This window comes from Streptomyces sp. NPDC093225 (assembly GCF_044753805.1).
Lineage (GTDB): Bacteria > Actinomycetota > Actinomycetes > Streptomycetales > Streptomycetaceae > Streptomyces.
In genome coordinates this window covers 24,331-39,102 of the sequence record NZ_JBIVNX010000016.1, presented here as the reverse complement: position 1 = coordinate 39,102, position 14,772 = coordinate 24,331, and the positions used below count along the sequence as shown (strand labels likewise).

Here is a 14,772-nt window from a genome sequence, read left to right as displayed (position 1 = left end):
AGTTCCGGGCGGGCGCACCGCGAAGCTCCCGTGCCGGCCCCGTCGGCCGCGGTCACACGGGCCGGTACGCGGTCACACCGGCCGGTGCCCGGCCGCATCGGTCGCCTTCTGCGGGTCGGGGGCCGGGGCGGCCGGACCGGCGCCGACCGCCTCCCGGGCGCGTCCGGCGGGGACCAGGTGCCGTACCAGGGCGACGAGGGCGAGCAGGCCGATCAGAGCGCACACGGCCGGCCAGCCGAAGGCGGCGTACGCCCGGACGCCGAGCCACGAGCCGACCGTGCCGCCCGAGTACGCGCAGGTCATGTAGGCCGTGTTCAGGCGGCTGCGGGCGTCCGCGCGCAGGGCGTACATCCGCGACTGGTTGGCGACCGCGCCGGACTGCATCGCGACGTCCAGGAGCAGGATGCCCACGGTCAGGGCGACCAGACCGACCGCCCCGCCCAGGGCGCCGGCCGCGAGGACCACGGCCGAGGCGAGGATCCCGAGCAGCGTCACCAGGTTCACCGGGCCGGGGCCGTACCGGTCCACCAGGCGTCCGGCGTACGGAGTGGACAGCATGGTGGCGGCGCCGACCAGGGCGAGGACGCCGACGGCCGAGGTGCCGTACCCGTACTCGGGGCCGGTCAGGAGCAGCGCGACACAGGTCCAGGCCGCGGAGAAGCCGCCGAACGCGGCGGCCTGGTACAGGCAGGAGCGGCGCAGCTCCGGCTCGCTGCGCAGCAGGCGCAGGGGTTCGGCCAGGAACCGGGCGTACGGGAGGCGGGCGGCGGCGGGGGAGGGGGTGGTGGACGGCGCCGCGTACGCCATGACTCCGGCCAGCACCAGGGTGACCGCCGAGGCCACCAGGTAGGGCGCCCGCCAGCCCAGCCACTCGCCCAGCGTCCCGCTGAACGCGCGGGCCAGCAGCATGCCGCCCGTCGAGCCGCTCAACAGCGTGCCGAGCACCGCGCCCCGGCGCTCGGGCGCCACGAGCCCGGCCGCCAGCGGACCGATGATCTGCGCGGCCACCGTGGTGAGCCCGACCAGGACGCTCGCCGCGACCAGGGGCGGCAGCGACGGGGCGCAGCCCGCGCCCAGCAGGGCCAGGCCGGCCAGGGAGAGCAGCACGACCAGCAGCGTGCGGTGCCGGAACCGGTCGCCGAGCGGCACCAGGAAGACCATGCCCGCCGTGTAGCCGATCTGGGTCGCCGTCACCACCACGGTGGCGGTGTCGGGGGAGACGCCCAGGCCGGTGGCGATGAGCGGGCCCACGGCCTGCGGGAAGTAGAGGTTGCCCACGGCCACGGCGCAGGTCACGGCCAGGATCAGCACGAGTCGACGGCTCATACCCGAAGTCCACGCCACCGACCGCGCCCTGCCAATCGATGTAGCCCTGGGCTAAATGGTCCGGTCCCGGCCTCCCGCCTCGCGGAAGCCCGTCGCCGCCCCGGGGCGGCGACGGGGCTCGGTGGGCGTCCGGGCCGTCGAGGGAGGGGACGCCGGGCTCAGCAGCCGCCGCAGTTGAAGTACGTGACGTCCCAGTGGTTGCCCTCGTCGGCGTACAGGTTGCCGGCGCCGGACTTCCACTGGGGTGCCCCGTCGCCGCGCAGGCCGATGTAGGCGAAGGTGTTCTTGATGTAGGCGCCGATGCACGTGTACTTGGCGAAGTCCAGCTTGTAGCCGTTCCAGTGCGAGTACGTGCCGGACGCGTGCCCGGTCTCGGTCCCGCCGGTGATGTTGAGGGCGCAGCCGCTCGCGCCCTTGAGGGTCTGGGCGCCCTGCGCCGTCGCGAGGTTGAGCTGCTCGAAGGAGGTGCAGGTCGGGTTGTTGCGGTCGGAGCAGCCGCCGGACGAGGACCAGGTGATGCCCGAGCTCCGGAACATCGAGGTCGCGGTGGCGTGACTGATCTTGGTCGCGGCGTGGGCGTCCGTCGCGCCTGTGAGCACGCCGACGCCGGGGGCGAACAGGGCGCCGAGGACGAGGACGAGTGCGCTGAGGACCGGGCGAACCTTCATGGCGTGTCTCTCCTGCGGGTCACCGTGCGGAATGGGACGGGCGTGCAGGTGGGGCCCGGAGTGCCGGCCGGGCACCCCGATGGTGCCCGACCGCCCCGCGCCCCCGCCAGGGGGCCGGACGTCCGCCGCGGCAGGATGTGACAGAAGTCCGTCATTGTGGGCGTGCGGGGTACGCGGTGAGGATGGGCGCATGTCCACGACGCCCACCACCCGCCGCGTCGTCATCGCGGTCTTCCCCGATGTCGACCTCCTCGATGTCACCGGCCCGGCCGAGGTGTTCGCGCTGGCCAACCGAGAGACGGGCGGTCGGGCGGGCTACGAGGTGCTGCTGGCCGCCCCGGGCGCCGGGACGGTCACGACGTCGGCGGGGGTGCGCCTCGTCGCCGACCTGTCGTTCGCCGAGGTCGACGGGGTCCTGGACACCCTGCTGGTGCCCGGGGCGGTGGACGTGCACCCGGACGGACCGGTCGCCCGGATCGACCGGGACGTGGTGGCGTGGCTCGGGAGGGTCGCGCCGCTGGCCCGCCGGGTGGCCTCGGTGTGCGTGGGCGCCCACCTGCTGGCCGCCGCGGGGCTGCTGGACGGCAGGACGGCCACCACCCACTGGTCGACGGCCGCCCAACTGGCCGCCGACCACCCGGCGGTGACGGTGGACCCCGACCCGATCTTCGTACGGTCCGGCACCGTGTGGACCGGCGCGGGGATCAGCGCCTGCATGGACCTCGCGCTGGCGCTGGTCGCCGACGACCTGGGGGAGGAGGTGGCGCTGGCCGTGGCCCGGCAGCTGGTCATGTACCTCAAGAGGCAGGGCGGCCAGAGCCAGTTCTCGGTCCCGCTGAGCCGGCCGCCCGCCGCCCGCAGGGACATCGACGAGCTGCGCGTGTTCGTCGCCGAGCACCTCGACGACGACCTGTCGGCGGCCTCGCTGGCGGCGCGGATGTGCCTGAGCGAGCGCCATTTCGCCCGGGTCTTCCGTCAGGAGACCGGCACCACGCCGGCGGCGTACGTCGAGGCCGCCCGGGTGGAGGCGGCCCGTCGACTGCTGGAGAGCACCGACGAGCCGCTGGACCGGGTGGCCGCGGACAGCGGGCTGGGCTCGGTGGAGACCCTGCACCGCGCGCTGCGCAAGCAGATCGGGACCACCCCGGCGGCCTACCGGCGCCGCTTCCGCACCACGGGCTGAGTCCCTTCCCATCCCTTCGTTCGAACAGGAGTTCCATACCCATGTCCGTGCCCACGTCCACGTCCACGCCGCCGTCCTCCACGACGCTGCGCGACGTCATCGGCCTCGACGCCCGCCTCCCCCGACTCGCCGACAGCACCGTCGTCCTGATCGACTTCCAGAACACCTACCGCACCGGCGTGATGGCCCTCGAAGGCGCCGAAGAGGCCCTCGGGGCCGGGGCGCGACTGCTGGCCGCCGCCCGTGCCGCCGGGGCCCGCGTCGTCCACGTCGTCAACGACGGCGGCGCGAACACCCCGTACGACATCCGGGCCGAGATCGGCGCCATCAGCGCCGAGGTCGCCCCGGTCGACGGCGAGCCGGTGGTCGTCAAGGCGGTGCCCGACGCCTTCCACGGCACCGACCTGGAGAGGACCCTGCGTGACCTGGGTGCCGGCGAGGACCTGGTGCTGGCCGGCTTCATGACCCACATGTGCGTCGCCTTCACCGCGCAGGGGGCCTTCAACCTCGGCTTCCGCCCCACCGTCGTCGCCGAGGCCACCGCCACCCGACCGCTCACCGCCCCCGACGGCACCGTCGTGTCCGCGGCCGCACTCCAGAACGCGGCCCTGACGACCGTCGCCGATCTGTTCGGCGTCGTGGCCGCCACGGTCGCCGACCTCACCGCCCGCCCCTGACGTCGACGACCGGCGATCCGCTGCCGGTGGCGGTGGCGGTGCGGGTCAGTACCAGGTCTGGTTCTTGCCCCAGTGGCAGTCCCACTGGGTGGCCGGGGCGCCGTTGTCCTTGGACCAGCCGCCGATCTCCAGGCACTTGCCGCTGTTCACGTTGACGAGGACGGACGTCATGTCCCGGTCGCCGACCTCGTAGACGTTCCACTGCTGGTTGGCGCCGCCGTGGCAGTCCCACTGGCCGATCTGGGCCCCGTTGTCCTTGGACCAGCCCTTGACCTCGAGGCACTTGCCGCTGTTCTTGTTGTAGATGAGCTGCCCGGAGCCGTACGGCACGCCCATCCACAGCTGGTTGTCGCCGATGTGGCAGGCCCACTGGTTGACACCGGCTCCGTTGTCCTTGGACCAGCCGCCCACTTCCAGGCACTTGCCGCTGTTGTAGTTGGACACCGGGTTCCACCGCGACAGGTCGACGGCGGCCGCCGCGGGTGAGGCGGGCAGGCCCAGCGTGATCAGCAGGGCGCCGCCGGCGGCGCCCAGGGTGCGGCGGAGGTTCTTGGCTGTTTCGAATCGCATGATGATCTCCTCGGGGCTGGTGGGTACGGACTAGTACCAGTACTGGTTGAGGCCCTTGTGGCAGTCCCACTGGGTGACGGGGGCGCCGTTGTCCTTGGACCAGCCGCCGATCTCCAGGCACTTGCCGCTGTTCACGTTGACGAGCGTGACGATGCGTTCGCCCGCGTACTGCATGGTCCACTGCTGGTTGGCGCCGCCGTGGCAGTCCCACTGGCCGACCTGGGCACCGTTGGCGGTGGACCAGCCCTTGACCTCGAGGCACTTGCCGCTGTTCAGGTTGTAGATGAGGTAGCCGCTTCCGTGGAAACTCCCGGTCCATTTCTGGTTGTTGCCGGCGTGGCAGTCCCACTGGTCGACGCCGGCTCCGTTGGCGGTGGACCAGCCGCCCACTTCCAGGCACTTGCTGCTGTTGATGTTGATGATCAGGTCCGACCGCGACAGGTCGAGGGCGGCAGCGGGGGAAGCGGGCAGGGCGAGGGAGACGAGCAGGGCGCCCACGGCCGCACCCAGGGTGCGGCGGAGGTGCTTGGCTGCCTTGAATCGCATGGTGTTCTCCTGGCGCGTGGCGGTGTGGACTAGTACCAGTCCTGGTTCAGGCCTCCGTGGCAGTCCCACTGGGTGGCCGGGGCGCCGTTGTCCGTGCGCCAGTCACCTATCTCCAGGCACTTGTTGCTGTTCACGTTGACCAGGGTCGCCGTGTCGCTGAAGCCTTCGTAGCGCACCATCCACTGCTGGTTGGCGCCGCCGTGGCAGTCCCACTGGCCGATCTGGGCGCCGTTGGCCTTGGACCAGCCCTTGACTTCCAGGCACTTGCCGCTGTGCTTGTTGTAGATGAGGTAGCCGCTCCCGTGGGGGGTCCCTGCCCAGTAGTGGTTGTTGCCGGCGTGGCAGTCCCACTGGTTGACACCGGCGCCGTTGTCGGTGGACCAGCCGCCCACCTCGAGGCACTTGCTGCTGTTGAGGTTGGACAGCCAACGCCACTGGGACAGGTCGACGGCGGCCGCGGGGGAGGTGGGCAGGGCGAGGGAGACGAGCAGGGCGCCGACGGCTGCACCCAGGGTGCGGCGGAGGTGCTTGGCTGCCTTGAATCGCATGGTGTTCTCCTGAAGAGCGGGGGTGGGACGGGGGTCAGGCCCAGACCTGGTTGTCGCCCCGGTGGCAGTCCCACTGGGTGGCGGGGGCGCCGTTGTCGGTGCGCCAGCCGCCGATCTCCAGGCACTTGCCGCTGTTCACGTTGATCAGGAGCAGGACGCCTTCGCCCAGGACTTCCGACTTCCACTGCTGGTTGGCGCCGCCGTGGCAGTCCCACTGGCCGATCTGGGCGCCGTTGTCCTTGGACCAGCCCTTGACCTCGAGGCACTTGCCGCTGTGGGCGTTGTAGATGAGTCGGCCCTCGCCGTAGGGGACGCCCTTCCACTTCTGGTTGTTGCCGTCGTGGCAGTCCCACTGGTTGACGCCGGCGCCGTTGTCGGTGGACCAGCCGCCCACCTCCAGGCACTTGGAGCTCTTCCAGTTGGCGAGCCAGTACCACTCGTTCAGGTCGGCGGCGGTGGCCGGCGCGGAGGGCAGGGCCATCGAGATGAGCAGCGCGCCGCCGGCGGCACTCAGCACGCGGCGGACGGACTTGGCGATGTTCAGGCGCACGGAAATATCCCCTCATGCGACCGGTCAAGGTCGACTTTCAGCCCGTATCGGGCGAATGGTGCGTGATCTCTTCCGCCCCGTCGAGGGGGCGTCGGTTGTTCGGGCCGGACCAGACCTGGCGGCAGGAGAGGCTTCCCTGGTCGCGGTGCTCGACGTGCCGCCGCCGGCCGGCCGACACCCCGATTAAACCTTTCCGGGGATGACGGCAACTGTGCGATCCGTGCACGGTTGTTCGATGTTCCGTGCAGGGTCCGCTCGTCCCTCCGTACTGCCGTTAGCGTTCGGATCGCCTCGGGGGGAGGCCTCGCACCACGTCTCCTCCCTCCCGCACGCCCTCACGCAGGGCCGACGAGCAGGGAAAGGGGAAACCGATGAGTACTCGGCGCAGGAAAGCGGCCGGCCTGCTGGCAGGTGTTGCGCTCCTCGGCTTCGGCGGCATCACGCCGGCGAACGCGGGCGTCACCGCGGAAGGCCAGTTCGAGTCGGAAATCAAGTGGTGGACGGCTCCGACGGAGTCCCGCCGCTGGTCGGACAACAACGACACCTGGGACTACACCGGCATCTACTTCGCGGGATGCCGGTCGGACGACGACTACCGGGGCTACGACTACGCGTCGCTGAGCCTGTGGAAGTACGTCTCCTACGCCCCGGACCGCAACAAGGGCACCCGGAACAACTACTGCGGGTGGGTCGACTACGGCGATCCGGACGACGCCGGCACCTACTACTTCTCGCTGGCGGACGTCGGGAACGGCGACTACATCAAGATCGACTACGTCAAGGTCGCCTGGTAGCCGCCGGCCGGATCGGGGTCGGGGTTCCCGACCCGCGAGGGTGCCGTCCACTGGGGGCGGCGCCGGACACATGGAAGAGGGATCAAGTGAAGATCGGTTCGAAGTCGTTGGCCGGGGCGGTGGCCGGTGCCGCGCTCCTGGGTGCGGTGTCGGTGATTCCGGCGCACGCCGCGGAGGGGTGGTTCGAGTCCCACATCGACTCGTGGCGCGTGCAGAACGAGTCGCGTCGCTGGTGGGACAACAACGACACCTGGGACTACACCGGTATCTACTTCGCGGGCTGCGAGGCGGACGGTGGTGACGGGTTCAGGTTCGCCGACCTCCGGCTGTGGAAGGTCGTCGACGGCGCTCCGGACCGCGACAAGGGGAACGAGAGGAACTACTGCGGGTGGGTGGACTACGGCGACCCGAACTCGCGGGGCAACTACTACTTCGAGCTGACGGACGTGTCCAGCGGCTCGTTCCTCTCCGTCGACTACGTGAAGGTCGCCTGGTAGTGCGCGTGCTCGACACGTAGGGGGAGGGTCCCGGTGGGTTCAGCACCGGGACCCTCTCCGGTCCACTGTCCCACGACCACAGTCGTCCCGCCCGCAGCGGGGTGGCGGATTGCGCGTTCCTCCATGTCTTTGGTTTTTGACCGTGTTTCGTTCCGGTACGGGCGCAAGACACCTGTTTTCACCGAGTTCAGCCTCCGGATCGATGCGCGGGCAACGGTCCTCCTCGGCCCGAACGGAGCCGGCAAGTCCACACTGATGGCCCTCGCCGCCTCCCACCTGTCCCCCTCCTCCGGGTCGGTCACCTTCGACGGAGGCACCGCCAAGGGCCGCCGGATGGCCGCCTACCGCGAGCGCGTGGCGTGGATCCCCCAGCAGATCACCCCCATGCCCGGGCTGACCGTACGCGAACAGGTCGCCTACGCGGGATGGCTCAAGGGCATGCCGAAGGCCCTGGCGTGGAAGGCGTCCGAGGACGCGCTGCGCCGCGTCGACCTCACGCGCCTCGCGGAGCGCAAGAGCCACCAGGTGTCCGGCGGGCAGCTCCGCCGCATGGGGATCGCGGGGGCGCTGACCCACCGCAGCGAGCTGATCCTGATGGACGAGCCGACCGCCGGCCTCGACCCCACGCAGCGCCAGGTGTTCCGTGAGCTCGTCGACGACCTCGCCGGCAGCGTGCAGGTGATCGTCTCCACGCACCAGACCGAGGACCTCGCGGACCTGTACACGCACGTGGCCGTCCTCGCTGACGGCGAGATCTGCTTCCAGGGCGACCCCGCCGACTTCCACGCCCTGGCACCGGCCGCCATCGGCGGACGCCAGCAGGCCGAAGCCGCCTACGTGATGCTCGTCGGACGGGAGATCTGACCGATGCGCACCTCCACCCTCCTGCGGTCGTCCTCCGCCGGAACCATGCTCGTCTTCCTGGCCGGCTACGTCCTGCTGCTCCTGTCGGAGGCGATCACCTCGTCCGCCGTTCCCGGATACGGGCCGTCCGTCCTCGGCAGCGCCTCCTACACGATCCCGTTCGCCGCGGCCGCGTGCGCGGCGAGCGGAGCATGGGAGAGCGCGCGCCTGCGCCGGGGCAACGTCTTCGAGCAGACCCCCGCCCGGGGCCGGCTCGCCGTCGCGCTGCCGCTGCTGGTTCCGGTGTGGGCGATGGGCGTCGCCGGGATGCTCGTCGCGGTCGGTCTCGCGGTCTCGGCCGCGGGAGCGCTCCCGTCCCTTTCCCACCTGGGCATGTTCGCGGTGTACGCGCTGCTGATGGCGGCCGCCACGCTGGCCGGGTACCTCCTGGGCGGCCGTCTTCCGCACCTTGCGGCCGCACCGTTGGCGATGGTCGCCGGGTTCTGCCTGACCGCGTTCCCCGGATCCTGGGACACCCCGTGGCCCCGCCACCTGGTCGCCGGTGCCTACGACAGCTGCTGCTCGGTCGGATCGGTCATCGACCCCGTGGCCGTGTGGGCGCCGCTCCTGTTCACCGGCGGGATCATCACCGCATGCCTCCTCGCGATCGCCCGGGCCGGCCGCTGGAAGCCCCTGGCCGTGCTGGTCACCGCGTCCGTGGCCTCGGTGTTCCTGGTCGTGGACATGGACTACGAGCCGGTCGCCGGCCGGAACCCCGACGCGTTGGTCTGCGACACCGCCGGCGTTCCCGAGGTGTGCCTGTGGCCCGAGACCCCGGGACGCGCCCGGATCGCGGCGATCACCCGCACCTACAGCGGCCGCCTGAAGGACGCCGGGCTCCCCGTGTCCTCCTCCCTCACCCAGAACCGTGACCTCGAGCCCGGGCAGGCCGGATTCGGCGGCAGCGGTCAGGTCCGCGAGGAGTCCGTCGCCGCCAACCTCGCGTACACGCTCCTTCCCCGCATCCCCGAATGCGCCCGAACCAGCCACACGTACCCGGCGTTTCCCGCTCGGGGGCCGCTCACCGCATGGCTGAGCGCCATCGCCACGCACGTCCCCCCGGCGCCGGTCCGGGGGCGTGTCTCCCCCGACGACGCCGCACTCGCCCGGAAGGTCCTCACGCTGCCCTCCGACCGCCAGCGCGCGTGGTACGAGACGAACCGGGCCGCGCTCACCGGCTGCGACCGGGGGCCGACCCTGAACCCCGAAGGGGCGGGCCGGTGAACTGGTGGGCCGCATCCCGGAACGTCCCCGCCCTCGCCGCCGTCACCGCTGTGACGGCCGGCGCAGGCCTGGCGTTCGGACAGAGCCACATCCCCGTGCCCGCGATGGTCGGCGGGGCCGGACGCTTCCTGCTCGCCGCGCTGATCACCGTCATCCCCGCCGTGACGTGGCTCGCCCTCACCGGCCGCGCCCGGGACGCCACCGAAGCGGTCGCCGTGCGGGCCGTCCACCGCTTCGACGCCACCCTCGCCGCCGCCTGCGCAACCCTCGCCCTGACCACGGCCGTCCTCGGACACGTCGCGGGCGCCGACCCCGTCGCCCTGGCGATCGGCCGGAACACCGCCTGCTACCTCGGCCTGGCGCTCCTCCTCAACCCGCTCACCGGCGCCCGGATCGCGGCGCCGGTCCTCACCGCCGTACCCCTGGTCCTGGCCGTCGGAGGATGGCGGAGCGGCGGCCGCGGAGCGCAGCCGTGGGCTGTCGTCCTGCACCCGGCAACCAGCATGCCCGCCCTCCTGGCGGGCGTCGCGGTGCTGGTCGCCGGGGCGACGTTCAGCAGCCTCAAGCCGCCGCGCGGCGCCTTCTGACCGCGGGCTCGCACTGCGTACGGCCGTTCACGGTTCCCGCCGCTCGTGTCACGACGCGTCGGCAGCGAAGAACAGTTGGTTCCCCCCGTAATGGCAGTCCCACTGGCGGGCCGGAGCGCCGTCGTCCGTACGCCAGTCCGCGATCTCGAGGCACTTGCCGCTGTGCACGTTCTGAAGGACCACGTAGTCGGTTCCGTCAACAGTGGTGCCCATCCAGTTCCACTGCTGGTTGGCCCCTCCGTGGCAGTCCCACTGCCGGACCGCAGCGCCGTTCGCCCGGCTCCAGTCCGCGACCTCCAGGCACTTGCCGCTGTGGCCGTTGTACAGCAGGTCGCCCGCACCACCCTTGTTCCAGAACCACCACAGCTGGTTGTTCCCCGGATGGCAGTCCCACTGCCCGACCGCACCGCCGTCGGCAGTGCTCCAGCCCGCGACCTCAAGGCACTTGACACTGTTGTAGTTGCTGAGCCTCTGCCAGTTGCTGCCGATGCTCGCAGACGCGGTCGGCGCGGGAAGGCACAGGGACACGAACGCACCGGCCGCAACCGTCCCGACGGCGCGGCGAACGAACGTGACGAGTCTGTCTGTCATGAGCATCTCAACCTTTTGCGTCTGAGGGGCACCCTGGGGTGGTGTCTCCGGAGGAGAATGTAGGTGCGCTCAGCGCGCGGGGGTGTGCGTGGCGTGCAGGGTTTCTGTCCTCTGGATGCCGTGGGTGACCTGGGAGAGCGCACGATGTTCGGTCGGGGTGATCCCGTAGGCCTCGCGGAACGCCCGGCTGAAACCGGTGGCGCTCGAGAAGCCCCAGCGGGCCGCGATCGCTTGCACGGGCTGACCGCTCAGTTCTCCGCATGCGAGGTCGGTGTGGGCGCGCTCCAGCCGGCTCCGGCGGATGTGTGCCGCGATGGTCAGGGGCTGGTCGCCGAAGAGGACGTAGAGACGCCGTAGCGACATGTTGTGCCGATCGGCGATCATCCGGGGAGTCAGGCCAGGATCGCCGAGATTGTTCTCGACGAAGCGGTGCACCCGCTGCAGGGTCTCCTGCGCACGGGCCTCACCGGGCGCCTGGCCGGGGTCACCGAGCTGTCGAGCGAGGAACGCGGTGGCCAGGTCGAGGGCGACGGACCCCATCGCGCGCAGCTCCTCCGGGCGACAGCCCGGGCCGCGCGACAGCAGCGTCCTCAAAAAGTCGGCGAGGATCGCCCCCGACCCCGCGTCCGCGGCCAGGCTCTGCGCGAGGAGGCGGTCCACACGGTCCGGGCGCAACGCCACGGCCTGACGGGGGATCTGCATGACCACCGACTCGATCTGCCCGCCTGTGCACGCCCCTTCACTCGGTCGTGAGGTGTCCGTGAGTACGAGTCCCCCCGCGACCACCGACTCGTTGCGCCGCTGGGAGATCCTCACGGACCCTTGGGTGACGAGCGCCAGCTGCAGGTGCTCGGGATCGCCGCGCCGGACGTGGGACGAGGTGCGGCGCGAGAGCACCGGTGAGCAAGCCACGACGGACAGCCGCACCACGCCCAGGTCCAGGTCCGTGATGCTCGCCCGGAAGTCGGCCGCACGGCGGGTGCTGAGCGCGACGGGCATCACGTCGGTGGACACCGCCTCGCAGAACCAGTCGAACCTGCTCTCGCGCGCCCCGACGGCATCCGACGCGACCGGTGATTCCATGCGATCCCCCACACCTCGACGTGGCGGAGCGTCAGCCGTTCACCGGCTGTTCGCCGCCGTGCTTCGCCCCCACCTCGCCTTGATCATTACCAGAGTCCCGCTGCGGACGGGGCTGAGCCGCGCCCGGCCGGCCGACATCATCCGTGGATGGACGTGATCCGGACGGGGCGGCTGTACACGTCGAGCGCGTCGCCCTCGGAGGTGACGCGGACGCGGTAGGTGCCCTCGGGTGCGTCGGGCACCGTGACCGTGGCGCCGAGCGTGCGGGGCGGTACGTCCACGGCGAGGAACGCGACCGTACGCGCACGCGCGCCGTCGCCCGTCACCAGCTCGAGGTCGACGGAACGGCCGACGACGCCGATCGTCCGCCAGGTCACGCGGCGGCGCGAGCCGACGGTCCACACCGTGTCCCCGGCGGGCGAGGTGACCACGAGGTCGTCCGCGTACGTCAGGGGGGCCGCGCCGGGTCGGCTCAGCAGGCGGTCCAGGAGCCGGACGACGTTGCGGGCGTGATCGTTGAGGGCCTTCCTCGGCATGGGTCTTCCTTCCTGGGCGGGGGCCCACGGGCGGGCCGGCCTCCGGCGGTCGGCCCGGGGGTCCACGGGCGGGTCCCGCGGAGGGGTGTACGACCACGCTAGGCCGGGGGATCCGTCTGATTCCTCCCTCTTTCGGTCATTCATGCGGGTTCGATGTGATCACGGGTGGCGTCTACCCTCGGTGTGCACGCCGTCACCGGGCCGGCGCCCGGCGGCACGGCTACGGCGGCGAGCTCCGGCGCGCCGCCGAACGCCTGGCCCACCCCGCCCCGCTCAGCCCCGTGCCACCCCGCCCCCGCCGCGCCCCGTGCGGTGCACCCGTGCCAGGACCAACACCGTGTCGTCGGTGGGGGCTTCGGGCAGGAGCCGGGCCAGGATCCGGTCGGCGGCCGCCTCCAGCCCCTCGGCCGAGTCCGCCCGCGCGGCGCCCGCCTCCTCCGAGAGCGCACGGCGCAGCGCGGCCAGCCCGACGTCCAGGTCCCGGCCGCGGGCCTCGACCAGTCCGTCCGTGTACAGGGCGAGGACGGACCCCTCGGGCAGCTCGGCCCCGGTCGACCGGAACGGCACGCCACCCACGCCGAGCGGCACGCCGAGCACGTCCCCGAGCGGACGCACCGAGCCGTCCGGGTGCCGCGCCAGCGGCGGCGGGTGGCCGGCGTTCCCGATGCGGGCCCGCCCCGTGTCCGGGTCGTACACCAGGTACAGACAGGTGGCGAGCTCGATGCCGGCCTCCTGGGCGCACACGTCGAGCTCCGCCAGCACCTCCTCGGGCCGCTCGGTGTACCGGGCGACCGCCTTCGCCGTGGTGTGCAGCCGCCCCATCGCCGCCGCGGCCGGCACGCCGTGTCCCATGACGTCCCCGACGACCAGCGCGATGCGGCCCCCGGCCAGCGCCAGCACGTCGTACCAGTCGCCGCCGACCTCGGTGACGCGGCCGCCGGGGAGGTAGCGGTGGGCGACGTCGACGTACGGGCTGGTGGCCGGTGCTCTCGGCAGCAGGGCCCGCTGCAGCGTGAGGGCGATGTCCTGGACCTGGCTGTAGAGGCGGGCGTTGTCCAGGGAGAGCGCCGCCCGGGAGGCGAGCTCGCTGGCGAGCCGCAGGTCGGCCTCGGTGAAGCCGGGCCGGGCGGTGCCGCGGCCGAACATCGTGATGCCCTGGACCGTGCCGCGGGCGACGAGCGGGGCGATCAGGAGGGACGCGAGCCCGCTGTGGAGCAGCCGCCCGGCCCGCTCCTTGTGCACCACGGTACGGGCGACGAAGTCCTCGTCCACCCGTACGGTGATCGGGCGACCGGTGCGCAGCATGTCGTGGATGGCGGAGGCGGGCGGGTAGGTCACCGTGTCCAGCTCGGTGAGCATCTCCGGCGCGGGCGGCGGCAGTACGGTGTGGGCGGCGATGCGGCGCGTGACCAGGGGCCGCGCCGGGTCGAACGGGACCGCCTCGTCCGCCCACCGGACGAGCTCCACGACCGAGCCGTCGCAGAACTCCGGCACCACCGCCGCGACCAGCTCCCCGGCGGTGACCCGGACGTCGAGGGTCGTGCCGATGCGCGCCGAGGCGCGGTCGAGCAGTTCCAGCCGCCGCCGCGCCACCGCGGCCTCCACGATGGCCCGCTCGCGGTCCGTGACGTCCAGCAGCACCCCGCCGCAGCCGCGCCGGGAGTCCCCGGCGCCGCTGAGCGGGAAGAAGCTGACCGAGCGCACCTGCTCCACGTCCCCGGCGGCGCGCACGGCGACGAGGGCGCCGACCACCGGCGGTCCACCGGCCGCGACGCCGCGCAGCATCCGCACGTACGCGCCCCGGTCGTGGACCGGGGTGACCTCGTCCACGCGCCGGCCGAAGTGGTCGGCCAGGGGGACGCCGTCCATGTCGGCCAGGGCCTGGTTGAGGTGGACGTACCGGAGCTCCTCGTCGAGCATCGCCAGACCGATCGGGCAGGTCTCGAAGAGGGAGTCGAGGAAGGACAGGTTCGTCTTGACGCGGTCGAGGTCCACCCCGTTGCTGGCCAGCACCATGACGTCGGAGCCGCCGGTGCCGGCGACGGGGAAGCCGCGGAAGCCGCAGTCGAAGACCGTGCCGTCGCGGTGCCGGGCGGGCATGCGGACCCGCCAGTAGCCCAGGGTCCGGGCCCGCTCCGCGAGCAGGGCGCCGGGCTCGGGGGCACCGGGGTCCGGGGCGGGGAAGAGCACGGCCGCCGGGCGGCCGAGCACGTCCCCGGCGGTGTGCCCGAAGAGCTCCCGGGCGCCCGGCCCCCAGCGGCAGACCCGGTCGTCGTCGTCCAGGCCGAAGACGGCGACCGCGACCTGTTCCAGCAGCGAGCCCGCCTCGGACCGGAGCGGGCTGCTCCACGACCGCTCCGCTCCCGCGGCAGGTTCCTCCCCCGGCAGGCGCGATGCCATCGGACCCCCTTCGGGTGCGGCGCCCCGGTCGGCTCCCTCAATTCTGCGCAGCGGACCACCGGCGTGCGAACGCTGGGCTCCGGCGGCCG

The 14,772-nt window shown here is 72.3% G+C and carries 18 protein-coding genes; 7 read left to right on the top strand and 11 right to left on the bottom strand.

Features of this window, described 5'->3' with window-relative positions:
- Nucleotides 1-72: 72 nt before the first annotated feature.
- Both ACIQCH_RS16965 and ACIQCH_RS16960 read right to left on the bottom strand, forming a co-directional pair.
- Entirely contained in the window at nucleotides 73-1,326 is a 1,254-nt protein-coding gene (locus ACIQCH_RS16965) for an MFS transporter (protein ID WP_402581511.1), read from the bottom strand.
- A 158-nt stretch (nucleotides 1,327-1,484) separates the two neighbouring features.
- Nucleotides 1,485-1,994: a hypothetical protein gene (locus ACIQCH_RS16960; RefSeq protein ID WP_402581509.1), complete on the bottom strand. Its 510-nt coding sequence runs from the start codon at nucleotides 1,992-1,994 to the stop codon at nucleotides 1,485-1,487.
- Between the two features lie 190 nt (nucleotides 1,995-2,184).
- Here ACIQCH_RS16960 and ACIQCH_RS16955 point away from each other — a divergent pair, with 190 nt between their 5' ends.
- Nucleotides 2,185-3,177, top strand: a complete 993-nt coding sequence (locus tag ACIQCH_RS16955; RefSeq protein WP_402581507.1) for a GlxA family transcriptional regulator — start codon at nucleotides 2,185-2,187, stop codon at nucleotides 3,175-3,177.
- Nucleotides 3,178-3,218: 41 nt separating this feature from the next.
- Nucleotides 3,219-3,854 carry an isochorismatase family protein gene (locus tag ACIQCH_RS16950; protein ID WP_402581505.1) on the top strand — a complete coding sequence of 212 codons (636 nt, stop codon included), beginning with the start codon at nucleotides 3,219-3,221 and terminating at the stop codon, nucleotides 3,852-3,854.
- A gap of 45 nt (nucleotides 3,855-3,899) precedes the next feature.
- Here the strand turns inward: ACIQCH_RS16950 and ACIQCH_RS16945 are convergent, their stop codons facing one another.
- Genes ACIQCH_RS16945 through ACIQCH_RS16930 form a run of 4 tightly spaced genes read right to left on the bottom strand, consistent with a single transcriptional unit; the run spans nucleotide 3,900 to nucleotide 6,068 of the window.
- Nucleotides 3,900-4,424, bottom strand: coding sequence for an RICIN domain-containing protein (locus tag ACIQCH_RS16945; RefSeq protein ID WP_402581503.1), 525 nt, complete (start codon nucleotides 4,422-4,424; stop codon nucleotides 3,900-3,902).
- A 30-nt stretch (nucleotides 4,425-4,454) separates the two neighbouring features.
- The gene (locus tag ACIQCH_RS16940) at nucleotides 4,455-4,970 is read right to left on the bottom strand and encodes an RICIN domain-containing protein (protein WP_402581502.1); all 516 of its coding nucleotides are present in this window, start codon (nucleotides 4,968-4,970) and stop codon (nucleotides 4,455-4,457) included.
- A 29-nt stretch (nucleotides 4,971-4,999) separates the two neighbouring features.
- Nucleotides 5,000-5,518 (bottom strand): RICIN domain-containing protein, encoded by a 519-nt coding sequence (locus ACIQCH_RS16935; protein ID WP_402581500.1) that lies wholly within the window; start codon nucleotides 5,516-5,518, stop codon nucleotides 5,000-5,002.
- 34 nt (nucleotides 5,519-5,552) lie between these two features.
- The gene (locus ACIQCH_RS16930) at nucleotides 5,553-6,068 is read right to left on the bottom strand and encodes an RICIN domain-containing protein (protein ID WP_402581499.1); all 516 of its coding nucleotides are present in this window, start codon (nucleotides 6,066-6,068) and stop codon (nucleotides 5,553-5,555) included.
- Nucleotides 6,069-6,439: 371 nt separating this feature from the next.
- Here ACIQCH_RS16930 and ACIQCH_RS16925 point away from each other — a divergent pair, with 371 nt between their 5' ends.
- From ACIQCH_RS16925 to ACIQCH_RS16915, 3 genes are all read left to right on the top strand, one after another.
- Nucleotides 6,440-6,862: a hypothetical protein gene (locus ACIQCH_RS16925; protein WP_402581497.1), complete on the top strand. Its 423-nt coding sequence runs from the start codon at nucleotides 6,440-6,442 to the stop codon at nucleotides 6,860-6,862.
- 86 nt (nucleotides 6,863-6,948) lie between these two features.
- Entirely contained in the window at nucleotides 6,949-7,359 is a 411-nt protein-coding gene (locus ACIQCH_RS16920) for a hypothetical protein (RefSeq protein ID WP_402581495.1), read from the top strand.
- 123 nt (nucleotides 7,360-7,482) lie between these two features.
- Nucleotides 7,483-8,223: an ATP-binding cassette domain-containing protein gene (locus ACIQCH_RS16915; protein ID WP_402581493.1), complete on the top strand. Its 741-nt coding sequence runs from the start codon at nucleotides 7,483-7,485 to the stop codon at nucleotides 8,221-8,223.
- Nucleotides 8,224-8,369: 146 nt separating this feature from the next.
- On the opposite strand, the gene ACIQCH_RS16910 is transcribed toward ACIQCH_RS16915, so the two are convergent.
- Nucleotides 8,370-8,738 (bottom strand): hypothetical protein, encoded by a 369-nt coding sequence (locus tag ACIQCH_RS16910; RefSeq protein ID WP_402581491.1) that lies wholly within the window; start codon nucleotides 8,736-8,738, stop codon nucleotides 8,370-8,372.
- Nucleotides 8,739-8,808: 70 nt separating this feature from the next.
- Here ACIQCH_RS16910 and ACIQCH_RS16905 point away from each other — a divergent pair, with 70 nt between their 5' ends.
- The gene (locus ACIQCH_RS16905) at nucleotides 8,809-9,486 is read left to right on the top strand and encodes a hypothetical protein (protein ID WP_402581489.1); all 678 of its coding nucleotides are present in this window, start codon (nucleotides 8,809-8,811) and stop codon (nucleotides 9,484-9,486) included.
- Nucleotides 9,483-10,073: a hypothetical protein gene (locus ACIQCH_RS16900; protein ID WP_402581487.1), complete on the top strand. Its 591-nt coding sequence runs from the start codon at nucleotides 9,483-9,485 to the stop codon at nucleotides 10,071-10,073. Before ACIQCH_RS16905 ends, ACIQCH_RS16900 begins: the two co-directional genes overlap by 4 nt.
- A gap of 48 nt (nucleotides 10,074-10,121) precedes the next feature.
- Here the strand turns inward: ACIQCH_RS16900 and ACIQCH_RS16895 are convergent, their stop codons facing one another.
- The 4 genes from ACIQCH_RS16895 to ACIQCH_RS16880 form a co-directional block, all read right to left on the bottom strand.
- On the bottom strand, nucleotides 10,122-10,664 hold the full coding sequence (locus ACIQCH_RS16895; protein WP_402581485.1) for an RICIN domain-containing protein: 543 nt from the start codon (nucleotides 10,662-10,664) through the stop codon (nucleotides 10,122-10,124).
- Between the two features lie 69 nt (nucleotides 10,665-10,733).
- Complete coding sequence (locus tag ACIQCH_RS16890; protein WP_402581483.1) at nucleotides 10,734-11,747, bottom strand: helix-turn-helix domain-containing protein; 1,014 nt, start codon at nucleotides 11,745-11,747, stop codon at nucleotides 10,734-10,736.
- 137 nt (nucleotides 11,748-11,884) lie between these two features.
- Nucleotides 11,885-12,283, bottom strand: coding sequence for a Ser-Thr-rich GPI-anchored membrane family protein (locus ACIQCH_RS16885; RefSeq protein ID WP_402581481.1), 399 nt, complete (start codon nucleotides 12,281-12,283; stop codon nucleotides 11,885-11,887).
- Nucleotides 12,284-12,556: 273 nt separating this feature from the next.
- Nucleotides 12,557-14,683: a SpoIIE family protein phosphatase gene (locus tag ACIQCH_RS16880; RefSeq protein WP_402581480.1), complete on the bottom strand. Its 2,127-nt coding sequence runs from the start codon at nucleotides 14,681-14,683 to the stop codon at nucleotides 12,557-12,559.
- Nucleotides 14,684-14,772 lie beyond the last annotated feature (89 nt).